Origin of the sequence: Dysgonomonas sp. GY75 (genome assembly GCF_015234155.1) — a bacterium.
GTDB lineage: Bacteria > Bacteroidota > Bacteroidia > Bacteroidales > Dysgonomonadaceae > Dysgonomonas > Dysgonomonas gadei.
This window is the reverse complement of the sequence record NZ_JADCLQ010000062.1, coordinates 45,949-71,100: the sequence shown is the minus strand read 5'-3', so window position 1 is coordinate 71,100 and position 25,152 is coordinate 45,949. Positions and strand designations below refer to the sequence as shown.

The following is a 25,152-nucleotide window of genomic DNA, read 5'->3' as shown; positions in this document are numbered from 1 at the left end:
CTCCAGTTATCTCAAAGGTAACACATAAGCCGATTATGAAACTGACTTCAACAGCTTAGCACCAAAGATTGTGACCTGTGAGCACGTGTATGAAATTTTAATCTTCTTGGCTGTTCCCTTTTAATATATCCAATAACCATGCATTTATTACGATAAGTGCTCTCTCTTGTTTCGCCTGAAATAATGATTTAATAACTAAAAGTCCTATTTAGGGACTATAAACTATAATTTATTTACGTATGAAAACACATCATACTTTATCCGTTTTTTCAGGAAACAAACAGGCCATACACCTTTGCAATACCGCAACGTCAACAAACCGTAAAAAGTGCTATTTCCCCCGTCATATGCATCGCAGGCATTCTACCGGGAGGCAATACCTTTGTAATGAAATAATTTAAATCATTACAAACATGAATCACGAAAACATCGCAACAAAGATCATCGCACTGGAAACAGCCGCATTAGAGAAATGGAATAACGGTAACCCGTCGGGCTATCTGGAGCTATACACCCCGGACTTTACTTATTTCGACCCATTTCTTGAGAAAAGGTTAGACGGATTCGATAAAATAGAAGCTCTTTATGAAGAGATGAGGGGTAAACTCCGGGTAGATAAGTATGAGATTATTGAACCTGTAGTACAGGCTACAGACGAAATGGCAGTCTTAACTTATAATCTGATATCATATACAGAGGAAACGGTGTATAAGTGGAACTGTACCGAGGTTTATAAGCTAGTAGCAAATGAATGGAAGATTATCCATAATCACTGGTCTTTGATTAAACCTGTATAAAACTTTTAGTCAAAGGATGAATCGAATTCACGCTCCAAGTCTTCCAGTTCCTTCTTTATCTGTTCCAGTTTCTGTATGACCTGTACTTTGCGTGTTTCCTCATCCTTTCTTTGTTTTAAAGTCTGACGGGCGCCCTCGAGGGTCAGCCCTTTTTCTTTTACAAGATGATATACAACTGCAATATCTTCAATATTCTTTTTTGTATATTGGCGGGCACCGCCATCTGTCTTACGTGGATTGATTATATTAAATTCGGTCTCCCAAAAACGAAGCAATGATTCATTTACACCAAAGTGGGTCGCAACCTCTTTGATGGAATAGTACAAACGGTTACTATTTTCTAAATCGATTTTCATTCTTTAGCTTTTAGCCAGTAGCCGATAGCTATTAGCTTTTTTTACTGTTTACTGCTAACTGTTAACTGACATCAATCCATTACCTGCCCGTGGTTGGCAGCTATCTGCAACATCTTGTCATACTCTTCCGGAGATAAGTCCATAAAATAATACTTCGCCGGATTGTCGGGAACTCCCCTTACATGCACTTCGTAATGAAGATGCGGGCCAGTGGATTTTCCGGTATTACCTACTTCACCTATTTGCTCTCCACGTGTGACCTTCTGTCCATATCGTACCTTATAGTCATTTAAATGAGCATATAGGGTCTGATAACCAAACCCATGGTCAACTATTATACATTTTCCGTAGCCTTGCTTCCAGTCGGCAAGAGTAACCACCCCGTCACCCGTAACATATACGGGAGTACCGATGTTGGATGCAAAGTCCATTCCCGCATGAAAACGGGCTGTTCCATATATAGGGTCTATACGTGTACCGTAGCCTGATGCCACCTGTTTCAGAAATTTATCAGGAACCGGCTGAATACTTGGTATATGCTTTAGACGATCTTTTTGATTTTTCGCCATACTCAGTACTTCATCGAAAGAATTCGACTGAATATAGATCTGCTTCGAAATATAGTCGATCTTCTTGGTGGTCTGAATTATCAGTTCCGGACTTGACAACTCCGTCAGATAATCATACCTGCCCGGAGCGCCTACTCCCGAAGTCCTGATAGATGTAGGTATAGGATCGGCATGGAAAATAGCCCTATACAGATTATCGTCACGTTGTTGTATATCTCTCAGAACTTTAGACATCTCATCTGCCCTCTTCGATAATACTTCGTACTGAGTAAGCATGAGTTGGTTTTCTTTCTTTTGTGCTTCTCCCCAAGGTGTACCAAAAAAATAGACAAAAGCGACCAATGCTCCTATCCCAACGACTATACCCGATATCAAATGACGGAAAACGGTGATAACTTTATCCTTCATGCTAGGATAAATCCGTTCGTATGTGAGAGTTTGCGGATTGTAACGATAGTATACTTTTCGCTTCATTTTTAGTACTTCTCTGATATTTTGTTTAGAGAGTTCGACAAAAGTAAAGTTTTTGAACTATTTTTGCAAATCGTTTATATTTAATTAATGTGGCAATAGGTTAATGTACCAATATGCCAATGTTGAAACTAAAAATTATAACTTGTAACACGTTTACTCGTAACTAGTAACTAAAATGATGACTTCTAAAGAAATTCGTGACTCTTTCAAAACTTTCTTTGCTTCCAAAGGACACCAGATAGTACCGTCAGCCCCGATGGTTATCAAGGATGACCCTACTCTGATGTTTACAAACGCGGGTATGAACCAGTTCAAAGACATTATTCTGGGAAATGCTCCTATTAAATATCCACGTGTGGCGGATTCGCAGAAATGCCTTCGTGTTAGCGGTAAGCATAACGACCTTGAAGAAGTAGGCCACGATACATATCACCATACGATGTTCGAAATGCTGGGCAACTGGTCTTTTGGCGATTATTTCAAGAAAGAGGCTATAGAATGGGCATGGGAATACCTGACAGAAGTTATCAAACTGGATAAAAACCGTTTATATGTAACAGTATTCGAAGGCAGTCCCGAAGAAGGCCTGTCGCGTGACGACGAAGCTGCCGGATACTGGGAACAATATCTGTCCAAAGACCGCATCATAAACGGAAATAAAAAAGACAATTTCTGGGAAATGGGCGATACAGGCCCGTGTGGTCCATGTTCGGAAATACATATCGATTTACGCCCCAACGAAGAGCGTGCAAAGGTGGACGCGCTGACACTTGTAAATGAAAGCCATCCCCAAGTGATTGAAATATGGAACCTTGTATTCATGCAGTTCAACCGTAAAGCTGACAAATCACTGGAACCGCTACCTGCAAAAGTAATTGACACCGGTATGGGATTCGAGCGGCTATGTATGGCAGTACAGGGGAAAACATCCAATTATGACACAGATGTATTCCAGACCATTATAAAAGCTATCGGCGAATTAACCGGAAGTGCTTATGGACAGAATGAAAAACAAGACATCGCCATGCGTGTCATCGCCGACCATATCCGCACCATCGCGTTCTCTATTACCGACGGTCAATTACCATCGAATGCTAAAGCAGGTTATGTAATCCGGCGTATTCTCCGCCGTGCTGTCCGCTACGGATATACATTCCTTGACCAGCACAAAGCATTTATGTACAGGCTTATTCCTGCCCTGATAGAGACTATGGGCGGGGCTTATCCGGAACTTATCCAACAACAAACGTTGATAGAGAAGGTGATAAAAGAAGAAGAAGAATCATTCCTGCGCACACTGGATACAGGTATTAAATTACTGGATAAGCAAATATCCGAAACAAAAGCGAAGAACGGAACAGAACTTAATGGTACAGACGCTTTCACGCTATACGACACATTCGGCTTCCCTCTCGACCTTACAGAACTCATCCTTCGTGAAAACGGTATGACCGTAGACAACGACGGCTTTAAGGCAGAGATGCAGAAGCAAAAAGACCGTGCCCGTAATGCCGCCGCTGTGGAAACAGGCGACTGGGTAGTTCTGAAAGAAGGCGACCCGGAATTCTTCGGATACGATTTCACTGAATGTGAAACGGAAATACTCCGCTACCGGAAAGTAAAACAAAAGAATCAGGAATTTTATCAGATAGTACTCAACCGTACACCTTTCTATGCCGAGATGGGTGGACAGGTGGGCGATAGCGGCTGGCTGATACATGACGATGAAAAAATAGAAATCACCGATACAAAACGTGAGAACAATCTGGCTGTCCACCTCTCTTCTAAATTACCAGAAGATGTGACGGCGACATTTATCGCACGCATCAATACAAAGAATCGTACAGCTACCGAGTGTAACCATACCGCGACACATTTATTGCACGAAGGCCTTCGCGAAATACTGGGAAGCCATGTGGAACAGAAAGGTTCATATGTATCTCCCGGTGTCCTGCGTTTCGACTTCTCCCATTTCCAGAAACTGACGGATAAGGAGATACGTAAAGTGGAGCGGTTTGTAACAGCAAAAATACGCGAAAATATTGCCCTAGATGAAAAACGCCATGTCCCTATCTCCGAAGCTAAGGCAATGGGAGCAATGGCTCTGTTTGGTGAAAAATACGGTGATGATGTACGTGTTATACGTTTCGGTGATTCCGTTGAGCTTTGCGGAGGTACACATATATCATCTACCGGCCGTATCGGTTCGTTCCGCATTGTGAATGAAAGCTCTATTGCTGCCGGTATACGCCGTATAGAGGCGATTACAGCTGAAGCGTGTGAAAACTACTTCTATACGCAACAGGACGTATTGACGGAAGTGAGATCGTTCTTCAACAATACGCCTAACCTGACTCAGGCTCTTCAGAAATTCCTCGAAGAAAATTCAGAACTAAAAAAACAGGTAGATGAATATGTCAAGGAAAAAATTGTTCAGGTTAAGGATGTTTTAATAAAGAAAAAACAGGTTATCAACGGTATAGATGTATATTCTTTAGCAGGTCCATTCCCTGCTGATATTGCAAAAGATATAGCATTCCAGATCAGAGGCCAGTTCCCGGTCAATTCTATTTTCGTTGGGGCTACCCAATATGAAAATAAGCCGATGCTTACATTGATGATCAGTGATGATCTGGTGAAGGATCGCGAACTAAATGCTTCTCAAATAATCCGTGACGCAGCTAAACATATCCAAGGCGGTGGAGGAGGACAACCTCATTTTGCCACGGCAGGAGGAAAGAATTTGGAAGGTCTGTCGAATGCATTGCATGAGATAATGGAAAAAATAAAGTAAAAATTCATTCCTTTATATTATGAAGTAATAGCCGATAATATCTTATCGGCTATTTTTCTTTTATATTCACCAAAATAGTTATATTCGCAAAAATTCTGTGTAAATACAGAACTAACTTAAACTATCTAATACTATGAATATCCAGCTATCGGACAATTTAAAAAAAATGACCTTTAAGGCTATTTTTGCAATCATTATTTTCATATTTGTTTATTTGCTTTTACTAGTGTCCGCCATCGCTCTTACAATTTTATGTGCTTTAGGAGGTATAGGGTTAATAATTGTACTACCAAAATTCTTCACTATCCTATTAGGTGTCGGGCTAGCTAGTCTGGGGTTTCTTGTCCTTATATTTCTATTTAAATTTCTATTCAAAAAACATAAGGTAGACAGAAGCCATCTGACAGAAATTCATCGTGATGAATATCCCCTGCTTTTTAAGGTAATTGAGGATATCGCAAATGAAGCTAAAACTAAATTTCCTAAAAAAGTATATCTTTCAGGAGATGTAAATGCCGCCGTATTTTACGATTCCAGCTTCTGGAGTATGTTTTTCCCTATACGAAAAAATCTGCAAATTGGACTAGGGCTTGTTAATACTGTTACTGAACAGGAATTGAAAGCGATACTGGCTCACGAATTCGGGCACTTCTCGCAACGAAGCATGAGTGTTGGCAGTTATGTTTACAATGTAAATGAAGTGATTTTTAATATGCTTTACGATAACGAATCTTTTGACAAGATGATACAAAGCTGGGCGAATATTTCCGGCTATTTCTCAATTTTCGTCATAATTGCCGTAAAGATAATACAGGGTATCCAATGGGTTCTGAGAAAGATGTATGGCTTTGTAAACGTAAGGTATATGGCCCTTTCTAGAGAAATGGAGTTTCACGCAGATCAAGTAGCCGCAAATATTGCCGGCAGCCTCCCTCTCGAAGAATCTTTATTGAGAATGACCCTAGCTCAATACTCATATAATCTGGTTTTGGATTCTTATGGCAACAAGATAGAGAATAATATTAAAAGTCAAAATATATATAAAGAACAGTTCGCTGTAATGAATTTTCTTGCCGAAAAAAGCAAAATTTCTTTCAAAAATAATCTACCAATGGTATCCATCATAGATTTAAATAAATACAACAAATCTAAACTCAATATAGAAGATCAGTGGGCTTCCCATCCCGGGACCGAAGAAAGAGTTACCGCATTGAAACGGTTGAACATCCAAAAAGAGAAGAACAGTAATAATCCTGCGTCTGATTTATTTCCAAATATTGATGATACAGAAGAAAAATTTACAGAAAATATCTTTTCAAATGTCGTTTATAAAGATACTGGGACCATTATGAAACCAGAGGAGTTTATTAATGAATTTACAGATGACTTTAATAAAAACGCTTTTCCGGAGGAGTATAACGGTTACTATGACAGTAAGAACCCGCTTCCTTTCGACATAGAGAGCTTTACAAATATGGAAGAGGAGTTGATGGAAAGCGTGGATACTATCTTCAGCAAAGATAAAATAGATAACATATATGGTTATATTGCTTTGGAGAACGACAAAGATATACTGAATGCCATCCGAAGAAAAGAGATTGTAATCAAAACATTTGACTATGACGGACAACGATATAAATCGAAAGACTGCACAACTGTGTTGGATAGAATAGAAGAAGAAATGGCAATTCTTAAATCCAAGATTGAAAATAACGACATAAACATTTACAAATTCTTTTATAATCAAGCTTATAAAACGGGTAAAGAACATGAATTAAAAGGAATATACATCCACTATTTCGAGCAAGATAAGGAATGTGATAAAGGTAAGGCTCTTTATAAAAAATTTGAAGACTTGACCTATTTTATGAGAGTTGTCACCCCTTATGAACAAATCAAGAATAACTTTAAACTTATATCTCATTTAGAACCCGAATTGAAACATGGTATAAAATTACTGTTAGAGAATCCCAAACTGTCGGCAGAAATGTCAAAGCCGACAAGAGATAATTTTGAAAGATACTTGTCTCATGACTGGATTTATTTCAGCAATGATACGTACGAAGAGGACAATCTGCAAATCCTGCTATCGTCCATAAATGATTTTATTCAACAGACAATGAGGTGTAACTTCTTGTCAAAGTTTGATCTATTGAGATACCAGATTGAATTACTTAAAAACTAAGAATTTACCGTTTTCCGAATTGTTACCTTTTCAATTCAAGCCGACTTTAATTCCATTACTTTTTCTTGACAAAAGGAATAATCCGGCTACAGTAAATAAACCATTCAGAAGAAGTATCTCATATCCTACCCTGTAGTCCAGAGTATGCAGTAAAGTATATTCTAAGGTATAGCTCAACAGTGGAGCAAAAATGCAGACAACAGGGACAAACCTGTCCCTTATATTTATCTTTGTAAACAAACCGAAGAAGAATAGTCCCAGCAAAGGTCCATAAGTATATGACGCCGCTTTGTATATAGTATCCAGTATACTGGTCTGATTTATATGGTCAATAAAGAAAATAACCAGTAAAAACACAATACAGACAAGCAGATGCACCCTACCCCTTATCTTCTTAGCCTCTTCGCCCTCCTTCTTCTCCACATTCAGCAGATCCACACATACAGAGGTCGTAAGAGATGTTAGTGCGGAATCTGCATTAGAAAACGATGCGGCTATAATACCTATGGTAAAACATATAAGTACAGGCATTCCTAAGTATTCGGTCGCTAACACTGGTAATATCTGATCCGGATTATCCGGAAGCGTAATTCCATATTGGGTCGCAAATGCGAGCAACAATATACCCAGCGACAAAAACAGATAGTTCATAGGAATAAAGCCAAATCCATAACTGACCATATTCTTTTGGGCATCTTTCAGCGTCTTGCATGTAAGGTTTTTCTGCATCATATTCTGATCCAGACCTGTCATAACTATCACAATAAGTATCCCGCTGAAGAACTGCTTAAAGAAGTTTTGCTTCGACACCCAGTCATCAAAAACAAAGATGCGGCTATGCTTGCTACTCCGGATAGTATCAGCAACCTGTGAGATATCGAAACCCATCTTCGAAGCCACCTGCCAGATAATAAGGCCTAACGCCGCCAGCAGGCATATAGTTTGCAGGGCATCGGTCCATACAATTGTCTTCATCCCGCTTCGATGCGTGTAAGTCCATATCAGTGCTACAATAACAATAACCGTTACATAAAACGGAATATGCCACTGATCGAAAACCAATGTCTGCAGAATCAATACGATTAGATATAATTTAGAGGCCGCTCCTACAATTCGCGATAATATAAAGAATGACGCCCCTGTTTTATATGAGAACAGGCCAAAACGCTGTTGCAAGTAGCCATAAATAGAAGTCAGATTGAGTTTATAATATAAGGGCAATAGCACAAAGGCGACAATGAGATAACCGGGAAAAAAGCCCAGGACCATCTGCATATAAGTCATATCGAATTGTCCCACCATTCCGGGAACAGAAACGAATGTGACTCCCGAAATGGAATCTCCGAGCATACCTATAGCGACAATATACCATGGGGATTTTTTGTTTCCGAGAAAGAAAGCATCATTATTGCTGTCTTTTTTACTTACAACATGAGAGATAAGTAATAACACAGCAAAATATACTGAAATGATAATCAGAATAGTAATACCCATACTGCATTCAATTCATTATATACACATTCAATGTTTTATTGGAATATACAGGTTTCCTTACCTCTGTTCTATCCCATTCCCTGTCGATGACAATGTAATCGAAATTACCTTTGAGAGTATCTGTATTTACCAATCTGAAGTCTTCAAAATCGATGAATATCCTGTCATACTTTGATTTACTGTAATCGTATCCTCTCAGCATCATCTCAAATTTATGGCTCTCGATATTCAGTCCACTGAGTACATAGAAAGTTTTGCCTTCTTCAATAAATTTCTCACTTACATCGTGGAAACCTATATTAAAACTTTCGTATTCCTCAATATTATTTTTGAAGTTATAAAACAGCCCGGCCTGTAACACGAGAAGTATAATAGTAAGCCATTTTACAGAGATTTTCTCTATGTATTCCGAAACAGATATACCCATCAGGAATAAGACTACAAAACCATAATATATGAATGTGCGAGGAAAGGGAATCACAGAGTGTATTGCTAAAAGTATGACCGGAGCCAGACCAAATATGACCCAGAGTTTAAGTATCTCCTTTTTCTTTTTCAATAGGGCTATTATAAACGGTATGCCGATAGCAATAAACGTGTATATAAGATGCAGTCCATAAATTTCACTGAAAGTATTCCTGAAGAAAAGCGGAAACAAGGCCAATACCCCCATGCGATCACCCGGTGTAATAGACAACACTCCAAAACCCTGATGTAATATAATCGGTGTATAACAGAGCAATGTTGCGAGCATTATAAATAGGTTGAAGATGAATTGCTGTTTTATATCCTTATAGTTATACAATAAGATTATGAAATTCAGAGTAATAAAGGGATAGAGGTAAGATGGCACAGCATAAAAACCAAGAACACTGCATATAGAGAATATAGCCCAATCTTTATTTCTACTGCCATGCTTTATTATATTGAATGTAGCATACAAGGAAATGACAAAGAAGAAAGTTACCAAAGCATATCCCCTCGACATATAACTATAGTAAATAGACATGAACAACATAGACGAAATGGCAACTGAAAACAACGCCACTTTCCGCGAATAGTATCTTTTGATAAAAGAATAAGCAATAGCCCATGTCAGTATAGAGATCACAATCGACGATATCCGCAAACGGAATAAGATATCAAAAAACGGAATATGCTTGGTTATATGCGTTATTATAGAATGAAAAACATGATTATTCGGAGCGGGATAAGACGAGATACAATATAAGATCGGATTATTTGTAAAATCAACATAAGTGAGTGCCTCGTCATATGATATCGGCAATACAATAGCAAAATAGATGGATGCGATAAGGGGCGGAAGCAATATTAACAATACATATCTGTCATTCAAATCATTCCATATACTCTTTATCGCCCTGCCGATGTACGAACAGAAAGATGCTGTATGAGGATACAAGATATTTATCTTTAGTATACAGCAAATAGTAAGAATAATGAAAGAGGTTAATATGCTTAGGTAAACAATATAATTTAACCCTGACAATGCATATGCTATCTGAAAAAGTTCTTTGAAAGACTGATTTCCTCCGGGAAAGGCGCCTATTTTTATAAAAATTATTGATAACAGGAATAATATGAGTAATACTGCTATCAATATTAGAAAGGCATGTAAAGTCTTTTTCATTTAAAATTTCATTAGCTGAATGAATTAGCTTTTAAAGACAGATAAAAATCCGCATTCACATTTTGCGCGCAAAGATACGATTTTTCAAAAGATTGTCATCTTTAACTTTAGAACATTTACGTTAAACTGACAAAAAGTCCGACCGAATTGTTAAAATTGCAATAAAGATTTTCATCTCGGTTAAAAGTGTTAAAAAATGGAGTTAAGCCGCACTAAGTGTACACTTTTTGTGTTTACATTTGAAACAAAAATAAACGAATTAATAAACAATTAAAACAATACTTGCATATGAAAAAAATTTGGAAAAATATTTCAACCTATGTTGTGGTTGCATTAGTGAGTATAGGAGCTACATATGGAATGTATAGCTTCATGGATTACAAAAGAGGGTATAGCACTGCTGACACCTATAATTACGGAACCGAATTTGATCAGAAAGGATTACATCTGGCAAGTCTGACTGCCGATGGCTATCCCGACTTCACAAAAGCTGCCGAGAATTCGATCCATGCAGTGGTGCATATCAAGTCTACGGTTAAAGCACAAGCTTCGCAAGGACAGGGACGTCAGCGAATGATCGACCCCTTCGAATATTTCTTCGGATTCGGTGACCGTGACGGACAAGGCTACGGACAACCTCAGCCAAGTGTCGGTTTTGGTTCGGGTGTTATAATCTCTGCCGATGGGTTTATAATCACAAACAACCACGTTATTGACAAGGCCGATGAAATAGAGGTTACCTTGAACGACAACAGTAAATACACTGCAAAACTGGTAGGAACAGACCCTGTTACCGATATAGCTTTACTGAAGATAGAGGGCAAAGAGTTTCCATATATTCCATTCGGTAACTCCGACAATCTGAAAGTTGGAGAGTGGGTATTGGCAGTAGGAAACCCATTCAACCTGACATCTACAGTTACAGCCGGAATCGTCAGCGCCAAAGGTCGTGGCAACATAAGTGGAGGTAACCGGGGTGGAGTAGACATGAGTATTCAATCATATATACAAACCGACGCTGCCATCAACCGGGGAAACAGTGGTGGTGCATTAGTTAACACCAATGGTGAACTAATAGGAATCAATACTGCCATCTACTCTCAGACCGGTGACTTTTCCGGATATGGATTTGCCGTGCCTATTTCAATTGCCGGTAAAGTAGTGGCTGACATTAAGGAATATGGTACTGTGCAACGTGCTGTCCTTGGAGTACAGATAGGCGAAGTGGCTGCGGCAAAAGAAGCTGATCCTGAAAAAACTAAGAACCTGAAAATAAATGAAGGTGCTTATGTTGGCGGATTTGCAGATATGAGTCCTGCTAAACAAGCCGGAATAGAAGAAGGCGATGTCATCACAGCAGTGAATGGTGTGAAGGTAAAAACAGTAAGCGAGTTACAGGAGCAAGTAAACAGATTCCGTCCGGGAGACAAAGTTAAAGTAGATGTAGTGCGTGGAACTTCAACCAAGACATTCGATGTAACTCTCAAAAATAGTGCGGGTAGCACTTCCGTTGTGAAAAAAGAAGACGGTATTGCCAGTGTGGGGGCTGCATTTAAAGACCTTACTGCCGAAAAGAAGAAATCTTTAGGCGTTAGCTATGGTGTGGAAGTCGCAGGTGTAGATAACAGTGGTAAATTCCACAAAGAAGGTATAGCCAAAGGATTTATTATACAGAAAATCAACAACCAGCCCGTATCTTCGGCCAGTGAAGTGGAACGCATCATCACAGCTACAGCCAATAGTCAGGATAAGGCGTTATTCATAACCGGAATAACTGCTAACGGAGCTAGAAAATATTATGCTGTGGATCTGAGCGAGTAACATTAACTTAACAAATATCAAATAACGCTTAAGTAAAAACTAAACATCTTGCTTAAGCGTTATTTATTTGTATATAACTTGAATATAAACTTTAAGTAAGTAAGCAAAAACAACAATTGAGTATTATTAACTAAAGCTATCTGACTTTAAGCCCAAACAGATAGCCATATATAGCATTATTTTCACTATATTTGCAAACATTTTTGGGACATTTTAACATATATACTTATATATGAGGCAGTTAAAGATTACAAAGTCAATTACAAATCGTGAGAGTGCATCTCTGGACAAGTATTTGCAAGAAATTGGTCGTGAAGACCTGATTACAGTCGAAGAAGAAGTAGAATTAGCGCAAGCCATAAAAAAAGGTGATAGAGCGGCGCTTGAGAAACTTACGAGGGCTAACCTTAGATTTGTCGTGTCTGTTGCAAAACAATACCAGAATCAGGGGTTAAGCTTACCCGACTTAATCAATGAGGGAAATCTGGGACTTATCAAAGCTGCAGAAAAATTCGACGAAACCAGAGGGTTTAAATTTATCAGTTACGCAGTATGGTGGATTCGCCAATCTATATTGCAGGCATTAGCAGAACAATCGCGTATCGTACGCCTTCCTCTCAATCAGGTGGGCTCGCTGAACAAAATCAGCAAGGCTTTCTCCAAATTTGAGCAGGAAAACGAGCGCAAACCGTCTGCAGAAGAGCTTGCCGAGCAATTAGACATACCTGTTGATAAAATCGCCGATTCGCTGAAAGTTTCAGGACGACACATTTCTATGGACGCACCTTTTGTTGAAGGTGAGGACAACAGCTTGCTGGATGTACTTGTAAATGACGATGCCCCAATTGCTGACCGTACGTTGATAAACGAATCGCTACAACAAGAAATCGAGCGTGCATTATCAACATTGACAGAAAGAGAAAGTGAAATTATCAAAATGTTCTTCGGTATCGGATATCAGGAAATGACCCTGGAAGAAATTGGTGATAAATTCCAACTCACACGTGAACGTGTACGTCAAATCAAGGAAAAAGCAATTAAGCGTCTACGTCAAAACTCACGAAGCAAATTACTAAAAAGCTACTTAGGTTAAAAGGTTCATAACCGAAAGTTCAAAGGATAAAGAGAGTAAGGAAACTTGCTCTCTTTTTATTTTGTCTTATTTGAGGTCTTATCTGAATCCGTGATAATTACGGGCGTAATTATAATCTATTGTCCCCTGCTCTATCTGGATAACAATAGCTTCTATTGATGCATCCTTATCATTAGGATCATACTTCGTTTTCAGACTGTTGCCAAAAAGCCCCGCAAAAGCGTTATATACTCCCGCTTTGAAACTGCCGACAAGAGCTTTTACAATGTTATATGAAGGAGTATTACATTCCCGGTCGATAAGCTTTACCAATATCTTACCCTGATTCTTGGTCATCTTTTTCATCTTAGGCTTATACTCCGCCATCATATACTTTTGCACATCTTCCAGATATTTTTGCTTTGCCTTTTCGGTTGGCAAGGTCTCCATATATTCGTAGGTTTCTATGATGGAGTATGCTATTGTTTTGGCATAAGGATATGCAATTTTCACATCCCGCACCAGTTTGGAATATTCCTGTCTCTCCTTATTGTTTTTAAATTTGATTTGTCCAAATATATAAACAGGTTTTAGCTGAACCACAGCAATAGTATCACCCTCATATATAGCGGCTATATCTATATACGTCTTAGGCTTCTCATCCTGCGACTTAACCGACACAGAAAGAAGCAAAAGCAAACATAGTACAGATAAAACCCTCTTCATATTTCAGTAAATAAAAACATTCAAATATACAAGAAAAATAAACAGAGGAATCATTTTTAGAATAAATTAAGCTCGTGGATATTCTATTTTATATCAGAATATAATAGTGGTGAGTTGTTATTTTTCGCAATATGGTATGATATATCAATTTTTCAAAGAACCGCGAGCCTGTATAAAAGTTATACCCTCACAACTATAGATAAAGATTCTTCGAAAAAAAACGCACATAAATAATCCTGATATCCGGAATAATTATAAGTCAGTAAAACCCTGCAATTTAGAAAAAGCCCTCACTCGCTTCAGGTAATATGCAGCAAGAATACTTTTCGGATAAATCACTTTAACTTCCCTTGCTACCTTTTTTTGCAGATTCTCGCAACGTGCCTGACGATATCGTTTCCTGTTATCATAAAAGTCTCTATGCGCCCGGATAACCTCTTTTGCATTGGCATATTTACCTGTAAGAGTGAATTGAATGGCTGCAATATAATCAAGAATGAGACGTATAACCATTACTCTCTTTAAATTCTCTTGCGGTAAATTCTTATAGAGCATAATCAGATTGTTGCGGAAATTAAGAAAAGTCTTGCGTGGGCTTTCTTTCTTCAACGTGGCAGCACCTACATGATAAACAACCGATGAAGGCAGGCAAACAATTCGCTTTCCCCGGCAATTCAGACGCCAGCAAAGATCAATTTCCTCCATATGGGCAAAGAAAGACGCATCAAAGCCTCCGGCTTCGAAAAAATCCTTAGAACGGATAAACAGACACGCTCCGGTAGCCCAAAGCACATCGACCGGCTCATCATATTGCGCCCTATCTTCCTCCACATGCATAAAAATACGTCCACGGCAAAAAGGATAACCGTATTTATCGAGAAATCCTCCTGATGCTCCCGCATATTCAAAGCACGCTTTATTTCTCTGGGCAAGAATTTTGGGTTGGGCCGCAACTATATCTTTATTATTATCCAGATGGTCTATTATTGGCAACAGCCAACCATCGGTTACTTCAGCATCCGAGTTGAGCAAGACATAATATTCAGCCTCCACTTCTTTCAGGGCCTTGTTATATCCATCGGCAAAACCGTAATTTTCCGGTAAAACAATCCGGACAATCTGAGGGTATACAGATTGAAGAAACACTATAGAATCGTCCGTAGAACCATTATCTGCCACAACAAGTTCCACATCGGCATGTGTGGTATATCGTATCACGGAAGGCAGGAAGCGCTCTAAAAGCGCCTTACCATTCCAGTTAAGAATGACAACTGCTACTTTTTTCATTTTTGTTGTTGCATTGCTTCCACTTCTTCACGTGTCCGTTTCCAACGCTTATGAGTCCAAAGCCAGTAAGCCGGATTGCGAAGAATTGTCTTTTCCATAGCCCTGATATATGTTTCTGTTATTTTATTTTCGGGTTCTTTCTTCGGATCATCTGTGATCAGGCGAACGGTAGCCTTATAATGGCCTCTCTTTATTTTCTCCATATCCAGATAAACAACCGCAAATCCGGTTTGCTTCGCAATACGCTCTACTCCGGTAAAAACAGGTGTATCCTGATTAAGGAAAGGAGTCCAGTAATGAATATTCCGCCATGCTGGTGTTTGGTCTGCCATAAAACCTATCAAGGTCTGTTGTCCTTCATTCCGAAGCTTTATAATTACCCGGTATGTATCTTGTTTAGAAATGGCAAGAGATCCGAAGCGACTTCGTATTTTGAGAAACAAATCATCCATCGCTTTATTTTTCAATGGCTTATAAATCTCTCCCAAAACCTTACCATCTTCTTTGAAGTCAAGGTTTATAGATGTAACCCATTCCCAGTTACAATAATGGCCAAGATACATCAGGGCAGAATTTCCATCTTTCATCAACTCTTTTATTTGTCCCACATTATTAAACTGCATCCGCCTTTGCATTTCTTCATCAGATATATGCAGCAGTTTCAATGTTTCCACAAAATAATCACAAAAGTGATGATAGAACTCCCGCTCTATGGTCAATCTTTCCTGTTTGGTCTTCTCCGGAAAACTGGCTTCCAGATTGTGCCTGACTACCTTTAAACGATAACCGGCTATTTTATAGACGAAAAAATAAAGTATATCGGATAATATATACAACACCCTGAATGGCAATAGGGCATGCAAATACATCCATACATATAATATATAATATAACAGTCTGCTCATTTCTTAATTCTCTACCAGTGCTGTTTTTACTTTATTAAAGTCTCCTAAGGTAACTATTTTTATTTCATTTGCCTTACTTGCCTGATATGGCGTCTCTATTTTCACATAATTCTCGGTAAATCCGTACATCCTATCATCATGCTGAGCATGCTCAAACAGGACTTTTCTCTGCGTACCCTGTTGCGACTGGTAAAATGCTTCCAGCTTATTATCCGATAAATCCAGTAAGACTTTGCATCGGGCATGTTTTGTTTTCGGGTCCACCTCGTGCTCTATCTTCAAGGCTTGTGTATTCGGGCGTTCAGAATATGTAAAGACATGAAGCTGGGAAAAATCAAGACCTTCCAGAAACAGTTTGGTCTCCTCGAAGTATTCATCCGTCTCTCCCCTTGTACCTACAATTACATCCACCCCGATAAAAGCATCAGGCATTATCGCCTTTATTTTCTCCACTTTGTGACGAAACAATGACGTGTCATACCGGCGGCGCATCAACTTCAATACAGCATCAGAGCCTGATTGCAGCGGGATATGGAAATGCGGTGCAAAACGTTTCGATTTTGACACAAAATCTATAATCTCATCCGTCAGCAAATTAGGTTCAATAGACGATATACGGTAGCGTTCAATGCCATCTACCTCGTCTAAAGCCTTTATCAGATCAAAGAATGTCTCTCCTGTCGTACGCCCGAAGTCTCCGATATTCACTCCAGTTAATACAATTTCCTTTCCTCCTTTTGCTGCCACTTCCTGCGCCTGTTTTACCATACTCTCAATAGTGCCGTTACGGCTACGCCCACGTGCAAAAGGTATAGTACAAAATGAACAGAAATAATCGCACCCGTCCTGCACTTTCAGAAAGTAGCGGGTACGGTCGTCTTGCGAACAGGAAGGGACAAAGGACTTTATTTTATTTGTTTTCGATGTATGCACTACACCCTTGTCTTTCTTCTTCAACTCATCCAGATACGCGACTACGTCGAGCTTCTGCTCCGAACCCAATACAATATCAACACCCTCAATTCCAGCTATATCCTCAGGCTTAAGCTGGGCATAACAGCCCGTCACTATAACATACGCCCCGGGATTTTCTTTGATCAATTTACGAACGGCCTGACGGCATTTTTTGTCGGCAAACTCGGTAACCGAACATGTATTTATTACGCATATCTCCGCAACTTCCCCTTCTCTAGCCCTGCGAACCCCCACCTGCGAGAGTTGCTTCCCGATAGCGGAAGTCTCGGCAAAATTCAATTTACATCCTAATGTGAGATAGGCTGCTTTCTTATTTTCAAATATCGAATTATCTATCATTGTATTTAGCTTTTTGCTGACAAGATCGATTGTCAGCTTCAGTATTGTATATCTAAAAAACTATAAAATCTTATATAAACAAAGTAACTGGTTCAAACTATGAGCCACCTACATGTTAACTATTAATCTGTGAGAACCTCCATTAAATTAACCTTATTTTGCAATATATAGTTAAAAGGTAACAAAAGTAACAGTATTTAGCTATTAGCCGTTAGCTTTTTTTGTATCCCGTCTACTCGTACCTCTTTCAAAAAAGGTAACAAAGGTAACACTATTTACAGTTAGCAGTCATCAACTTGTATCTCGTACCTTCTCTACTTGTACCCATTTACTCACTACTTATTACTTAAGACTCATTACTTGCTAAAAAGTAACAACCAACGGTCACAGGAGCGAAGCGTATGTAAAAGTAACACCAAATACTAATTTCTCTTTTGTTACTTTTCTCCAAACCTTCAAAGAACCATAAATTAAACAGCAGAAAATATCAGGCTGTTTAGTATATAGATAAAATCTCGTGAAAATCATACATTCCTCTGGCATTAAATCATATAGAGCCAAATTCGAATGAACCCGAAATTTAAAAGAGTACAAAATTACAACAATTGTCGCAATTTTAGTGATAAAATACTTGTAGAATATAAGGAGACTATTTATTTTTGCACAAATTCACCTAAAATGAGCAATCTTCATGATTAAAGAGAACCTGATCGATTTATACGCCAATAGCTTCAAAAACAACTGGGAATTAAAGGGATTATCCGATTATTCAGAACAAAAAACATTATATTACAAAGACTTAGCTTATGAAATAGCCCGTATACATATTATACTGGAAGAAGCTCAAATAAAGAAAGGTGACAAAATAGCCCTTATCGGGAAAAACAATATACCTTGGTGCGTTACTTACCTGGCTGTCATCACATATGGCGGCATCATAGTGCCTATCTTACAGGATTTTCATGCCGACAGTGTGCAGCATATCATAAATCATTCCGAAGCCGTCCTCTTATTTTCGAGTAGTCAGATATGGGATTCTCTCGATGAGGATCACCTACCCAAAATACGAGGGGTCTTCTCGGTGAACGACAGCAGTTATAAATGCCTCCATGAACAGAAAGGCGAAAAACTATCGCTTATTGTCGATTCGTTAGACGAAAAGATGAAAAAGAAATATCCCGACGGATATAAAAAAGACGATGTAAAATATGCCAAGGTAGATAACTCAGAACTTGCACTTATTAATTACACTTCAGGTACAACAGGATTTAGCAAAGGAGTAATGCTTTCGGCAAACAACCTCGCCGGCAATATCACGCATGCCCATTATCTGAAACTTTTATTCAGGGGACAAAACATAGTATCATTCCTGCCTCTAGCCCATGCCTATGGCTGTGCCTTCGAATTCCTTTACTCCCTTACCGAAGGCTCTCATACAACCTTATTAGGAAAAGCGCCATCTCCAAAAATACTGGCGGAAGCCTTTGCTGAAATAAAACCCCATCTGATTATTTCAGTACCCTTGGTTATAGAAAAGATATACAAAAAATCCATACTTCCAAAAATAGAAAAGCCCGCCATTAAGATGGCTCTGAAAATACCGATTGTAAGAGATCAGATATATTCAAAGATACGAAAGGGCATGATGGAAGGACTTGGCGGTAACTTTCATGAGGTTATTATAGGAGGAGCCGCTTTGAACAAAGAAGTAGAAGCCTTTCTGCACAAGATAAAATTTCCGTTTACTGTAGGTTATGGTATGACCGAATGCGCGCCTCTCATTTCATATGACCACAATTATGACTTTATCCCAACCTCATGCGGTAAAATATTAGACAATATAATGGAGGTAAGGATTGATTCCGACGATCCTTACAATACAGTGGGAGAGATACAGGTCAGAGGGGAGAATGTAATGATGGGATACTATAAAAACGAAGAGGCAACCAAAGCTGCATTTACCGAAGACGGATGGCTCCGAACAGGCGATCTGGGCACAATAGACAGCAACAACAGGATATTTATCAGAGGTCGTAGCAAAACAATGTTGTTAGGCCCAAGCGGACAAAACATATTTCCGGAGGAGATAGAAGCCCGATTGAATAATATGCCGTTTGTACTCGAAAGCCTTGTCGTAGAAAGGAACGGGAAGCTGGTTGCATTAACTCATCCGGATTATGAAACAATGGATGCCGCACATGTAGAACAGGAAATGCTTCCGGCTATCATGGAAGAAAACAGGCACAACCTGAATAAGCAGTTGGCCAGTTACGAAAACATAACAGCAATACAGATATATCCTAGCGAGTTTGAGAAAACTCCTAAAAAAAGCATAAAAAGATATCTCTATGAAAACTAAATAGTTATTTAACAAAATTAGACTTAAATGCATAATTTTGGAAGAAAATAAGAAAAACACTAAAAAAAACATAATTATGCTATACAACATGTAAAGAAATATATATATCTTTGCATCGTGTTATCAGAAATAACTCAAATACATTTACCGTTTAAGTTTTAATAGAAAAGAAAAAATGAAAAAATTAGTATTATTTGCTGTTGCTGTTATTGCAATCTCTTTCGCATCATGTAGTAATAAAGCTGCTGAAGAAGCTAAAGCTAAAGCTACTGCTGACTCAATCGCTGCAGTTCAAGCTGCTGAAGAAGCTGCTGCTAAAGCTAAAGCTATCGAAGATTCAATCGCTGCTGCTACTAAAGCTATTGAAGATTCAATTGCTGCTGCTACTGCTCCAAAGAAATAATCTGAGCTATAACAGCTAAAGATTACAGAAGCCTGTATGAGTAAGACTCATATAGGTTTTTTTTATTAACTATTTATCGGTAATATTCACAATCAAAGGCAGTTATTTTAATAAATAATTGAGTAAAAATAACTATCTTTGCACGCTGATTAATAGAACACAAACAAAAACATAATAAATGGAATCTGAAAAAGAGCATTGGGATATAATAATAAAACCTCGCGATAACAGCTTCTCTTTGAACTTCGGTGAAGTATGGAAGTATAGAGACCTCATAAAGAGGTACATACATCGTGACATTGTAACAGCATATAAACAAACTGTTTTAGGCCCTCTCTGGTACATTATTCAACCTTTGTTTACTACAATTATGTACATGTTTGTTTTTGCAGGAATTGCAAATATTCCGACAGACGGCTTACCTCAGCCTTTATTTTACTTATCGGGAATTTTGATATGGAACTATTTTGCAGAATGCTTAGGCAGAGCTCAGGGTACATTTCTTGGCAATGCGGGCGTCTTCAGCAAAGTGTATTTCCCCCGGATGGTTGTACCTATTTCGGGTGCCATATCCACAATGTTGAAACTGGCTATACAGGTTGTTACTTTTGCAGTGATCTACCTATATTTTCATTATGCTGAAGGGACAAATATAGCACCCAATATATACATATTATTATTCCCTCTTCTGATATTAATGACAGCTTGTTTCGCCATAGGAACAGGCATCATCATCTCTTCTATGACAACAAAATACAGGGATATGGGTATCCTCATTGGCTTTCTGGTTTCATTGTGGATGTATATAACCCCTATAATATACCCTTTGTCGATAATGTCAGAGAGATATAGTGAATACAAGTGGATTATTGCATTGAATCCCCTAACTCCTATTGTGGAAACCTTCAGATTTGCCACGATGGGTACTGGTGAATTCTCGTGGGCTTCACTTGCGTATAGCTTTGGCGTCACCGTGGTTGTATTGATTGCCGGGATTGGGATCTTTAATAAAGTTGAGAGAAACTTTATAGATGTAGTATAATAATAAATAAAACGAAAAATGTCGGATATAGCAATAAAGTTTGAAAACGTATCAAAACAATATCGTCTTGGGGTGGTCGGTACAGGAACTATCAGCCATGACCTTAACCGGTGGTGGCATCTTGTAAGAGGAAAAGAAGACCCATACCTGAAAGTAGGAGAGGTAAACGACAGAAGTTCTAAAGCTATAAGCCAATATGTATGGGCGTTGAAAGATATCAATTTTGAAGTTGAACAAGGGGATGTAGTTGGGATTATAGGACGAAATGGAGCGGGAAAATCCACCCTTTTGAAACTATTATCGCGTGTGACTACTCCTTCGACAGGGATGATAAAAGCAAAAGGACGGATTGCATCCTTATTAGAGGTAGGTACAGGTTTTCATCCCGAACTTACAGGTCGGGAAAATATATACATGAACGGATCTATTTTGGGCATGACAAAATCTGAAATAACTCGAAAGTTGGATGAAATTATAGAGTTTGCCGGAGTAGAAAAGTACATAGACACCCCGTCTAAAAGATATTCCTCAGGAATGACTGTACGTCTGGGTTTTGCGATAGCGGCTCATCTAGACCCTGAGATAATGGTCGTAGATGAAGTTTTAGCAGTTGGAGATGTCGAATTTCAAAGAAAAGCTATTGGAAAAATGCAAGATGTAGCCACAGGAGAAGGAAGAACTGTTTTATTTGTAAGCCACAATATGAATTCGGTTAATAAGCTTTGTAATAAAGGAGTAATATTAGAGAATGGATATACTGTTTTTAATGGAAATGTAGAGGATGCGATAGACAAATATGTTAGTGATTATATGATCGATGATGATGCATCTGTTTCTTATATTGCCGATTTAAATGCTCAAAAAGATAAAGATATCATTTTACATGCTGCCGAGTTAATTGATGAGTCTGGCAATAAAATAGACAATGTTATAGATGTACACACAGCCTTTAACCTGCGCTTGCAAATTGAATTTAGAAAAAGAATCAACGCTCCAAAAATTACGTTTCATTTCAAGAATATGCGTGATCAGTTTGTATGGTTTAATGATATCAACGATGTAAACAAGGGGATGGATATTCCTCATGAAAAAGGTTTATATGAATTCATCATACCAATAGAGCAGCCTTTATTGAAGCCTGATACTTATTCTGTCTCTGTCGGTATAACAAACGAAGACAATAGACAAACAAACCATTTTGGGTATATCCTGAAAATGGAAATAGTAGATTTCGCTGGGATCAGGGCTACAAGGGCTGGGTATTTGTATACTGAGACTAAATGGAATATAAAAAATCTTTGATTATGAATATGTATTATTATTTCTATTAGAGTAAGAGCCTGTTTAAATTTTATTCGTTCCGATTTTTAGAATGATTTTTTCTTTTCTGAAGCGCGAATAGCGGGTTATTCAATCTGAAAAAAGGGTAAAATCAGATAAAAAGGGACTGAAAATGAACAAAAAAACTATAATAAAATGTTTTGGTAAAATTTAAACAGGCTCTAAAAATATATTTATGAATCAGACTCGAAATACAAGCTTTATTATTCAAGCACGGATAAGTTCTACTAGATTTTCATCAAAAATCATCTTACCGTTTTGGAATGAGAAATCTATTTTGGATTTATTAATAGAAAAATTGAAAAAGGAATTTCAAGGCATACCTATAATCTTAGCAACCTCTTTAAATAAAGAGAATGATATACTGGAAGAAATTGCATTAAAACAAGATGTTTTAATATATAGAGGAAGTGAAACAGATGTATTATCTCGCTTTATAGAAGCTGCTAGAAAATTCAACATCAACAATATAATTAGAGTCTGCTCTGATAACCCGTTTCTTGATGTAAGAGAATTAGATCGTCTTATTAATTTTGTAAAAACAAAAGATTTTGATTATGTAAGTTTCAAAATTGAAGATACTCCTAGTATTAAAACTCATTTTGGATTCTGGACTGAATTTGTTACCCTTCAAACTTTGGAAAAAATAGAAAAAATAACAACTTCTCCTATTTACCATGAGCATGTAACAAACTTCATATATGAGAATCCTGATAAATTCAGCATTTTTCTGTTGGATCCGAATGAAAAAGTTCGTGAAAGAAAAGATATAAGAATGACTCTGGATACTAAACAAGATTTTGATCTCTTATCTGAAATCTATAAAATATTAGTTTCAAAGTATAGAAATATTGGAATTGATGAAATAATAGACTTTTTGGATAAAAATCCCAAATACAAAATTTCTATGATGAAGCAAATCAAATTAAACGAAAAATGAAAAAACATGTTTATATCATAGGCGAAATAGGACAAAACCATAATGGCTCGGTGGATATTGCCAAACTTCTTGTGGAGTTGGTTTCTCGTCCAGTCAGGGAAGATGTATTCGGTATCGATTTAAAACCTATGGATGCTGTAAAATTAACAAAAAGAGACTTATCCGAAGAATTGTCCGTATCGCAAATGAATAAAATTTACGATTCCCCCCACTCTTTCGGAAAAACATATGGCGAACACCGTGCTGCATTGGAGTTGTCAGACGAGGAGCATTTTGAAGTATACAAATATGCAAAAGAACGAAACCTCGAATTTGTGGAAACACTCTGCTCTATTGGCTGTTTATCACTACTGAAACTTTTCACTCCTGATTACCTGAAAGTTGCAAGCCGCGATTTGACTAATCTGCCATTGTTGCAAGCAATGGCTGAAACAAAAATCCCAATAATACTTTCAACCGGTATGGCTGGAAAGAAGGAATTGGATGATGCCCTTGAAGTGATTACTAAATATCATTCAGGCATATCTATTCTTCATTGTGTATCACAATATCCGACACACCCGCAGAACCTGAATCTCAATACAATCGCTTACCTTAAAGAATATTATGGACAATATTCTATCGGATTCTCTGACCATACAATAGGCATATCCGCCCCCGTTGCTGCCGTTGCAATGGGAGCTGAAATGATTGAAAAACATGTTACAATAGACAGACGGATGAAAGGTACTGATCAGGCCGGTTCATTAGGTCCTGATGGAATCAATAGAATGATTAGGGACATCAGGATAACAGAAATGTCGATGGGAAAAAAAGAATTGTATATAGAGCCTGTGGTTGAAGCCAGCAAATATAAACTGGAACGTTCTATTGCAACTATACGTTCAATGCAGAAAGGTGAAATCATTACCGAAAATGATATTCATTTGCTAAGCCCGGGTGATGGCTTTAAATGGAGCCAAAGAGAGTCTGTGATAGGGAAAAAGCTACTAAACGATATTGCCAGCAACGAGATAATATACAAATCAGCTATATCGGGCGAAAACGGGTAAAATTAATACATTAAAATAGAAGAATATGCTAAAACTTGTTCTCACAGATATCGATGGCGTTTGGACAGATGGAGGAATGTATTATGACCAAACAGGCAATGAATGGAAAAAATTTCATACTTACGACAGCGCAGGTGTACTATTTTGCCATCAGGCAAACATACCCGTTGGGATAATAACAGGTGAAGAAACTGAAATTGTTAAACGCCGGGCCGAAAAACTGAAAATTAATTATCTGTTTCAGGGAGCAAAGGACAAGCTTGGAATAGCAACAAACCTATGTAAAGAGTTAGGAATTAGCCTATCTGAGGTTGCATATATAGGTGACGATATAAATGATATCGAATTATTGAAAAATGCAGGAATCAGTGCATGTCCGAATAGTGCCCCCGAATGTGTAAAACAAGTTGTTCAGATCATTTTGAAAAAAGATGGGGGGGAAGGAGTTTTCAGAGAATTTGTAGAATATATACTATCTGAAAACATCAAATAAATAGCTTGAGTGAGTTATTTATCTTGATTTCTAAATTAGAATAATACAAATTAATATGTACACTACCCGAAAAGAAT

The 25,152-nt window shown here is 38.1% G+C and carries 20 protein-coding genes; 12 read left to right on the top strand and 8 right to left on the bottom strand.

What is annotated here, in order from left to right:
• Positions 1–413: 413 nt before the first annotated feature.
• Positions 414–797, top strand: coding sequence for a YybH family protein (locus tag IR083_RS22790; protein WP_194226044.1), 384 nt, complete (start codon positions 414–416; stop codon positions 795–797).
• A 5-nt stretch (positions 798–802) separates the two neighbouring features.
• Here the strand turns inward: IR083_RS22790 and IR083_RS22785 are convergent, their stop codons facing one another.
• Positions 803–1,153: a MerR family transcriptional regulator gene (locus IR083_RS22785; RefSeq protein ID WP_006797571.1), complete on the bottom strand. Its 351-nt coding sequence runs from the start codon at positions 1,151–1,153 to the stop codon at positions 803–805.
• A gap of 71 nt (positions 1,154–1,224) precedes the next feature.
• The gene (locus IR083_RS22780; RefSeq protein ID WP_006797570.1) at positions 1,225–2,196 is read right to left on the bottom strand and encodes a M23 family metallopeptidase; all 972 of its coding nucleotides are present in this window, start codon (positions 2,194–2,196) and stop codon (positions 1,225–1,227) included.
• Between the two features lie 175 nt (positions 2,197–2,371).
• On the opposite strand from IR083_RS22780, the gene alaS reads away from it, so the two are divergent.
• Positions 2,372–4,990: an alanine--tRNA ligase gene (alaS, locus tag IR083_RS22775; protein ID WP_194226043.1), complete on the top strand. Its 2,619-nt coding sequence runs from the start codon at positions 2,372–2,374 to the stop codon at positions 4,988–4,990.
• 133 nt (positions 4,991–5,123) lie between these two features.
• Positions 5,124–7,175 carry a M48 family metalloprotease gene (locus IR083_RS22770; protein WP_194226042.1) on the top strand — a complete coding sequence of 684 codons (2,052 nt, stop codon included), beginning with the start codon at positions 5,124–5,126 and terminating at the stop codon, positions 7,173–7,175.
• 30 nt (positions 7,176–7,205) lie between these two features.
• On the opposite strand, the gene IR083_RS22765 is transcribed toward IR083_RS22770, so the two are convergent.
• On the bottom strand, positions 7,206–8,669 hold the full coding sequence (locus tag IR083_RS22765) for a sodium:solute symporter (protein ID WP_194226041.1): 1,464 nt from the start codon (positions 8,667–8,669) through the stop codon (positions 7,206–7,208).
• A gap of 7 nt (positions 8,670–8,676) precedes the next feature.
• Positions 8,677–10,320, bottom strand: a complete 1,644-nt coding sequence (locus tag IR083_RS22760) for a glycosyltransferase family 39 protein (RefSeq protein ID WP_194226040.1) — start codon at positions 10,318–10,320, stop codon at positions 8,677–8,679.
• Between the two features lie 288 nt (positions 10,321–10,608).
• On the opposite strand from IR083_RS22760, the gene IR083_RS22755 reads away from it, so the two are divergent.
• Positions 10,609–12,141 carry a Do family serine endopeptidase gene (locus IR083_RS22755; RefSeq protein WP_006797565.1) on the top strand — a complete coding sequence of 511 codons (1,533 nt, stop codon included), beginning with the start codon at positions 10,609–10,611 and terminating at the stop codon, positions 12,139–12,141.
• Positions 12,142–12,373: 232 nt separating this feature from the next.
• The gene (locus IR083_RS22750; protein ID WP_006797564.1) at positions 12,374–13,234 is read left to right on the top strand and encodes an RNA polymerase sigma factor RpoD/SigA; all 861 of its coding nucleotides are present in this window, start codon (positions 12,374–12,376) and stop codon (positions 13,232–13,234) included.
• A gap of 78 nt (positions 13,235–13,312) precedes the next feature.
• On the opposite strand, the gene IR083_RS22745 is transcribed toward IR083_RS22750, so the two are convergent.
• The 4 genes from IR083_RS22745 to mtaB all read right to left on the bottom strand — a co-directional run bounded on the left by IR083_RS22745 (position 13,313) and on the right by mtaB (position 17,445).
• Positions 13,313–13,939 (bottom strand): DUF4294 domain-containing protein, encoded by a 627-nt coding sequence (locus IR083_RS22745; RefSeq protein WP_006797563.1) that lies wholly within the window; start codon positions 13,937–13,939, stop codon positions 13,313–13,315.
• 252 nt (positions 13,940–14,191) lie between these two features.
• On the bottom strand, positions 14,192–15,226 hold the full coding sequence (locus IR083_RS22740) for a glycosyltransferase family 2 protein (RefSeq protein WP_194226039.1): 1,035 nt from the start codon (positions 15,224–15,226) through the stop codon (positions 14,192–14,194).
• Positions 15,223–16,131 carry a lysophospholipid acyltransferase family protein gene (locus IR083_RS22735; protein ID WP_194226038.1) on the bottom strand — a complete coding sequence of 303 codons (909 nt, stop codon included), beginning with the start codon at positions 16,129–16,131 and terminating at the stop codon, positions 15,223–15,225. Before IR083_RS22735 ends, IR083_RS22740 begins: the two co-directional genes overlap by 4 nt.
• Before the next feature lie 3 nt (positions 16,132–16,134).
• Positions 16,135–17,445: a tRNA (N(6)-L-threonylcarbamoyladenosine(37)-C(2))-methylthiotransferase MtaB gene (gene mtaB / locus IR083_RS22730; protein ID WP_194226037.1), complete on the bottom strand. Its 1,311-nt coding sequence runs from the start codon at positions 17,443–17,445 to the stop codon at positions 16,135–16,137.
• A 691-nt stretch (positions 17,446–18,136) separates the two neighbouring features.
• On the opposite strand from mtaB, the gene IR083_RS22725 reads away from it, so the two are divergent.
• From IR083_RS22725 to IR083_RS22695, 7 genes are all read left to right on the top strand, one after another.
• Entirely contained in the window at positions 18,137–19,804 is a 1,668-nt protein-coding gene (locus tag IR083_RS22725; protein ID WP_006797559.1) for an AMP-binding protein, read from the top strand.
• Positions 19,805–19,979: 175 nt separating this feature from the next.
• Positions 19,980–20,207, top strand: coding sequence for a hypothetical protein (locus tag IR083_RS22720; protein WP_006797558.1), 228 nt, complete (start codon positions 19,980–19,982; stop codon positions 20,205–20,207).
• 178 nt (positions 20,208–20,385) lie between these two features.
• Positions 20,386–21,249, top strand: coding sequence for an ABC transporter permease (locus IR083_RS22715; protein ID WP_006797557.1), 864 nt, complete (start codon positions 20,386–20,388; stop codon positions 21,247–21,249).
• Positions 21,250–21,267: 18 nt separating this feature from the next.
• A complete protein-coding gene (locus tag IR083_RS22710; protein ID WP_006797556.1) occupies positions 21,268–22,551 on the top strand; it encodes an ABC transporter ATP-binding protein in 1,284 nt (427 codons plus the stop codon).
• A 214-nt stretch (positions 22,552–22,765) separates the two neighbouring features.
• A complete protein-coding gene (locus IR083_RS22705) occupies positions 22,766–23,530 on the top strand; it encodes a cytidylyltransferase domain-containing protein (protein ID WP_006797555.1) in 765 nt (254 codons plus the stop codon).
• Positions 23,527–24,582 (top strand): N-acetylneuraminate synthase family protein, encoded by a 1,056-nt coding sequence (locus IR083_RS22700; RefSeq protein WP_006797554.1) that lies wholly within the window; start codon positions 23,527–23,529, stop codon positions 24,580–24,582. Before IR083_RS22705 ends, IR083_RS22700 begins: the two co-directional genes overlap by 4 nt.
• Before the next feature lie 25 nt (positions 24,583–24,607).
• On the top strand, positions 24,608–25,075 hold the full coding sequence (locus IR083_RS22695) for a KdsC family phosphatase (RefSeq protein WP_006797553.1): 468 nt from the start codon (positions 24,608–24,610) through the stop codon (positions 25,073–25,075).
• Positions 25,076–25,152: the final 77 nt, after the last annotated feature.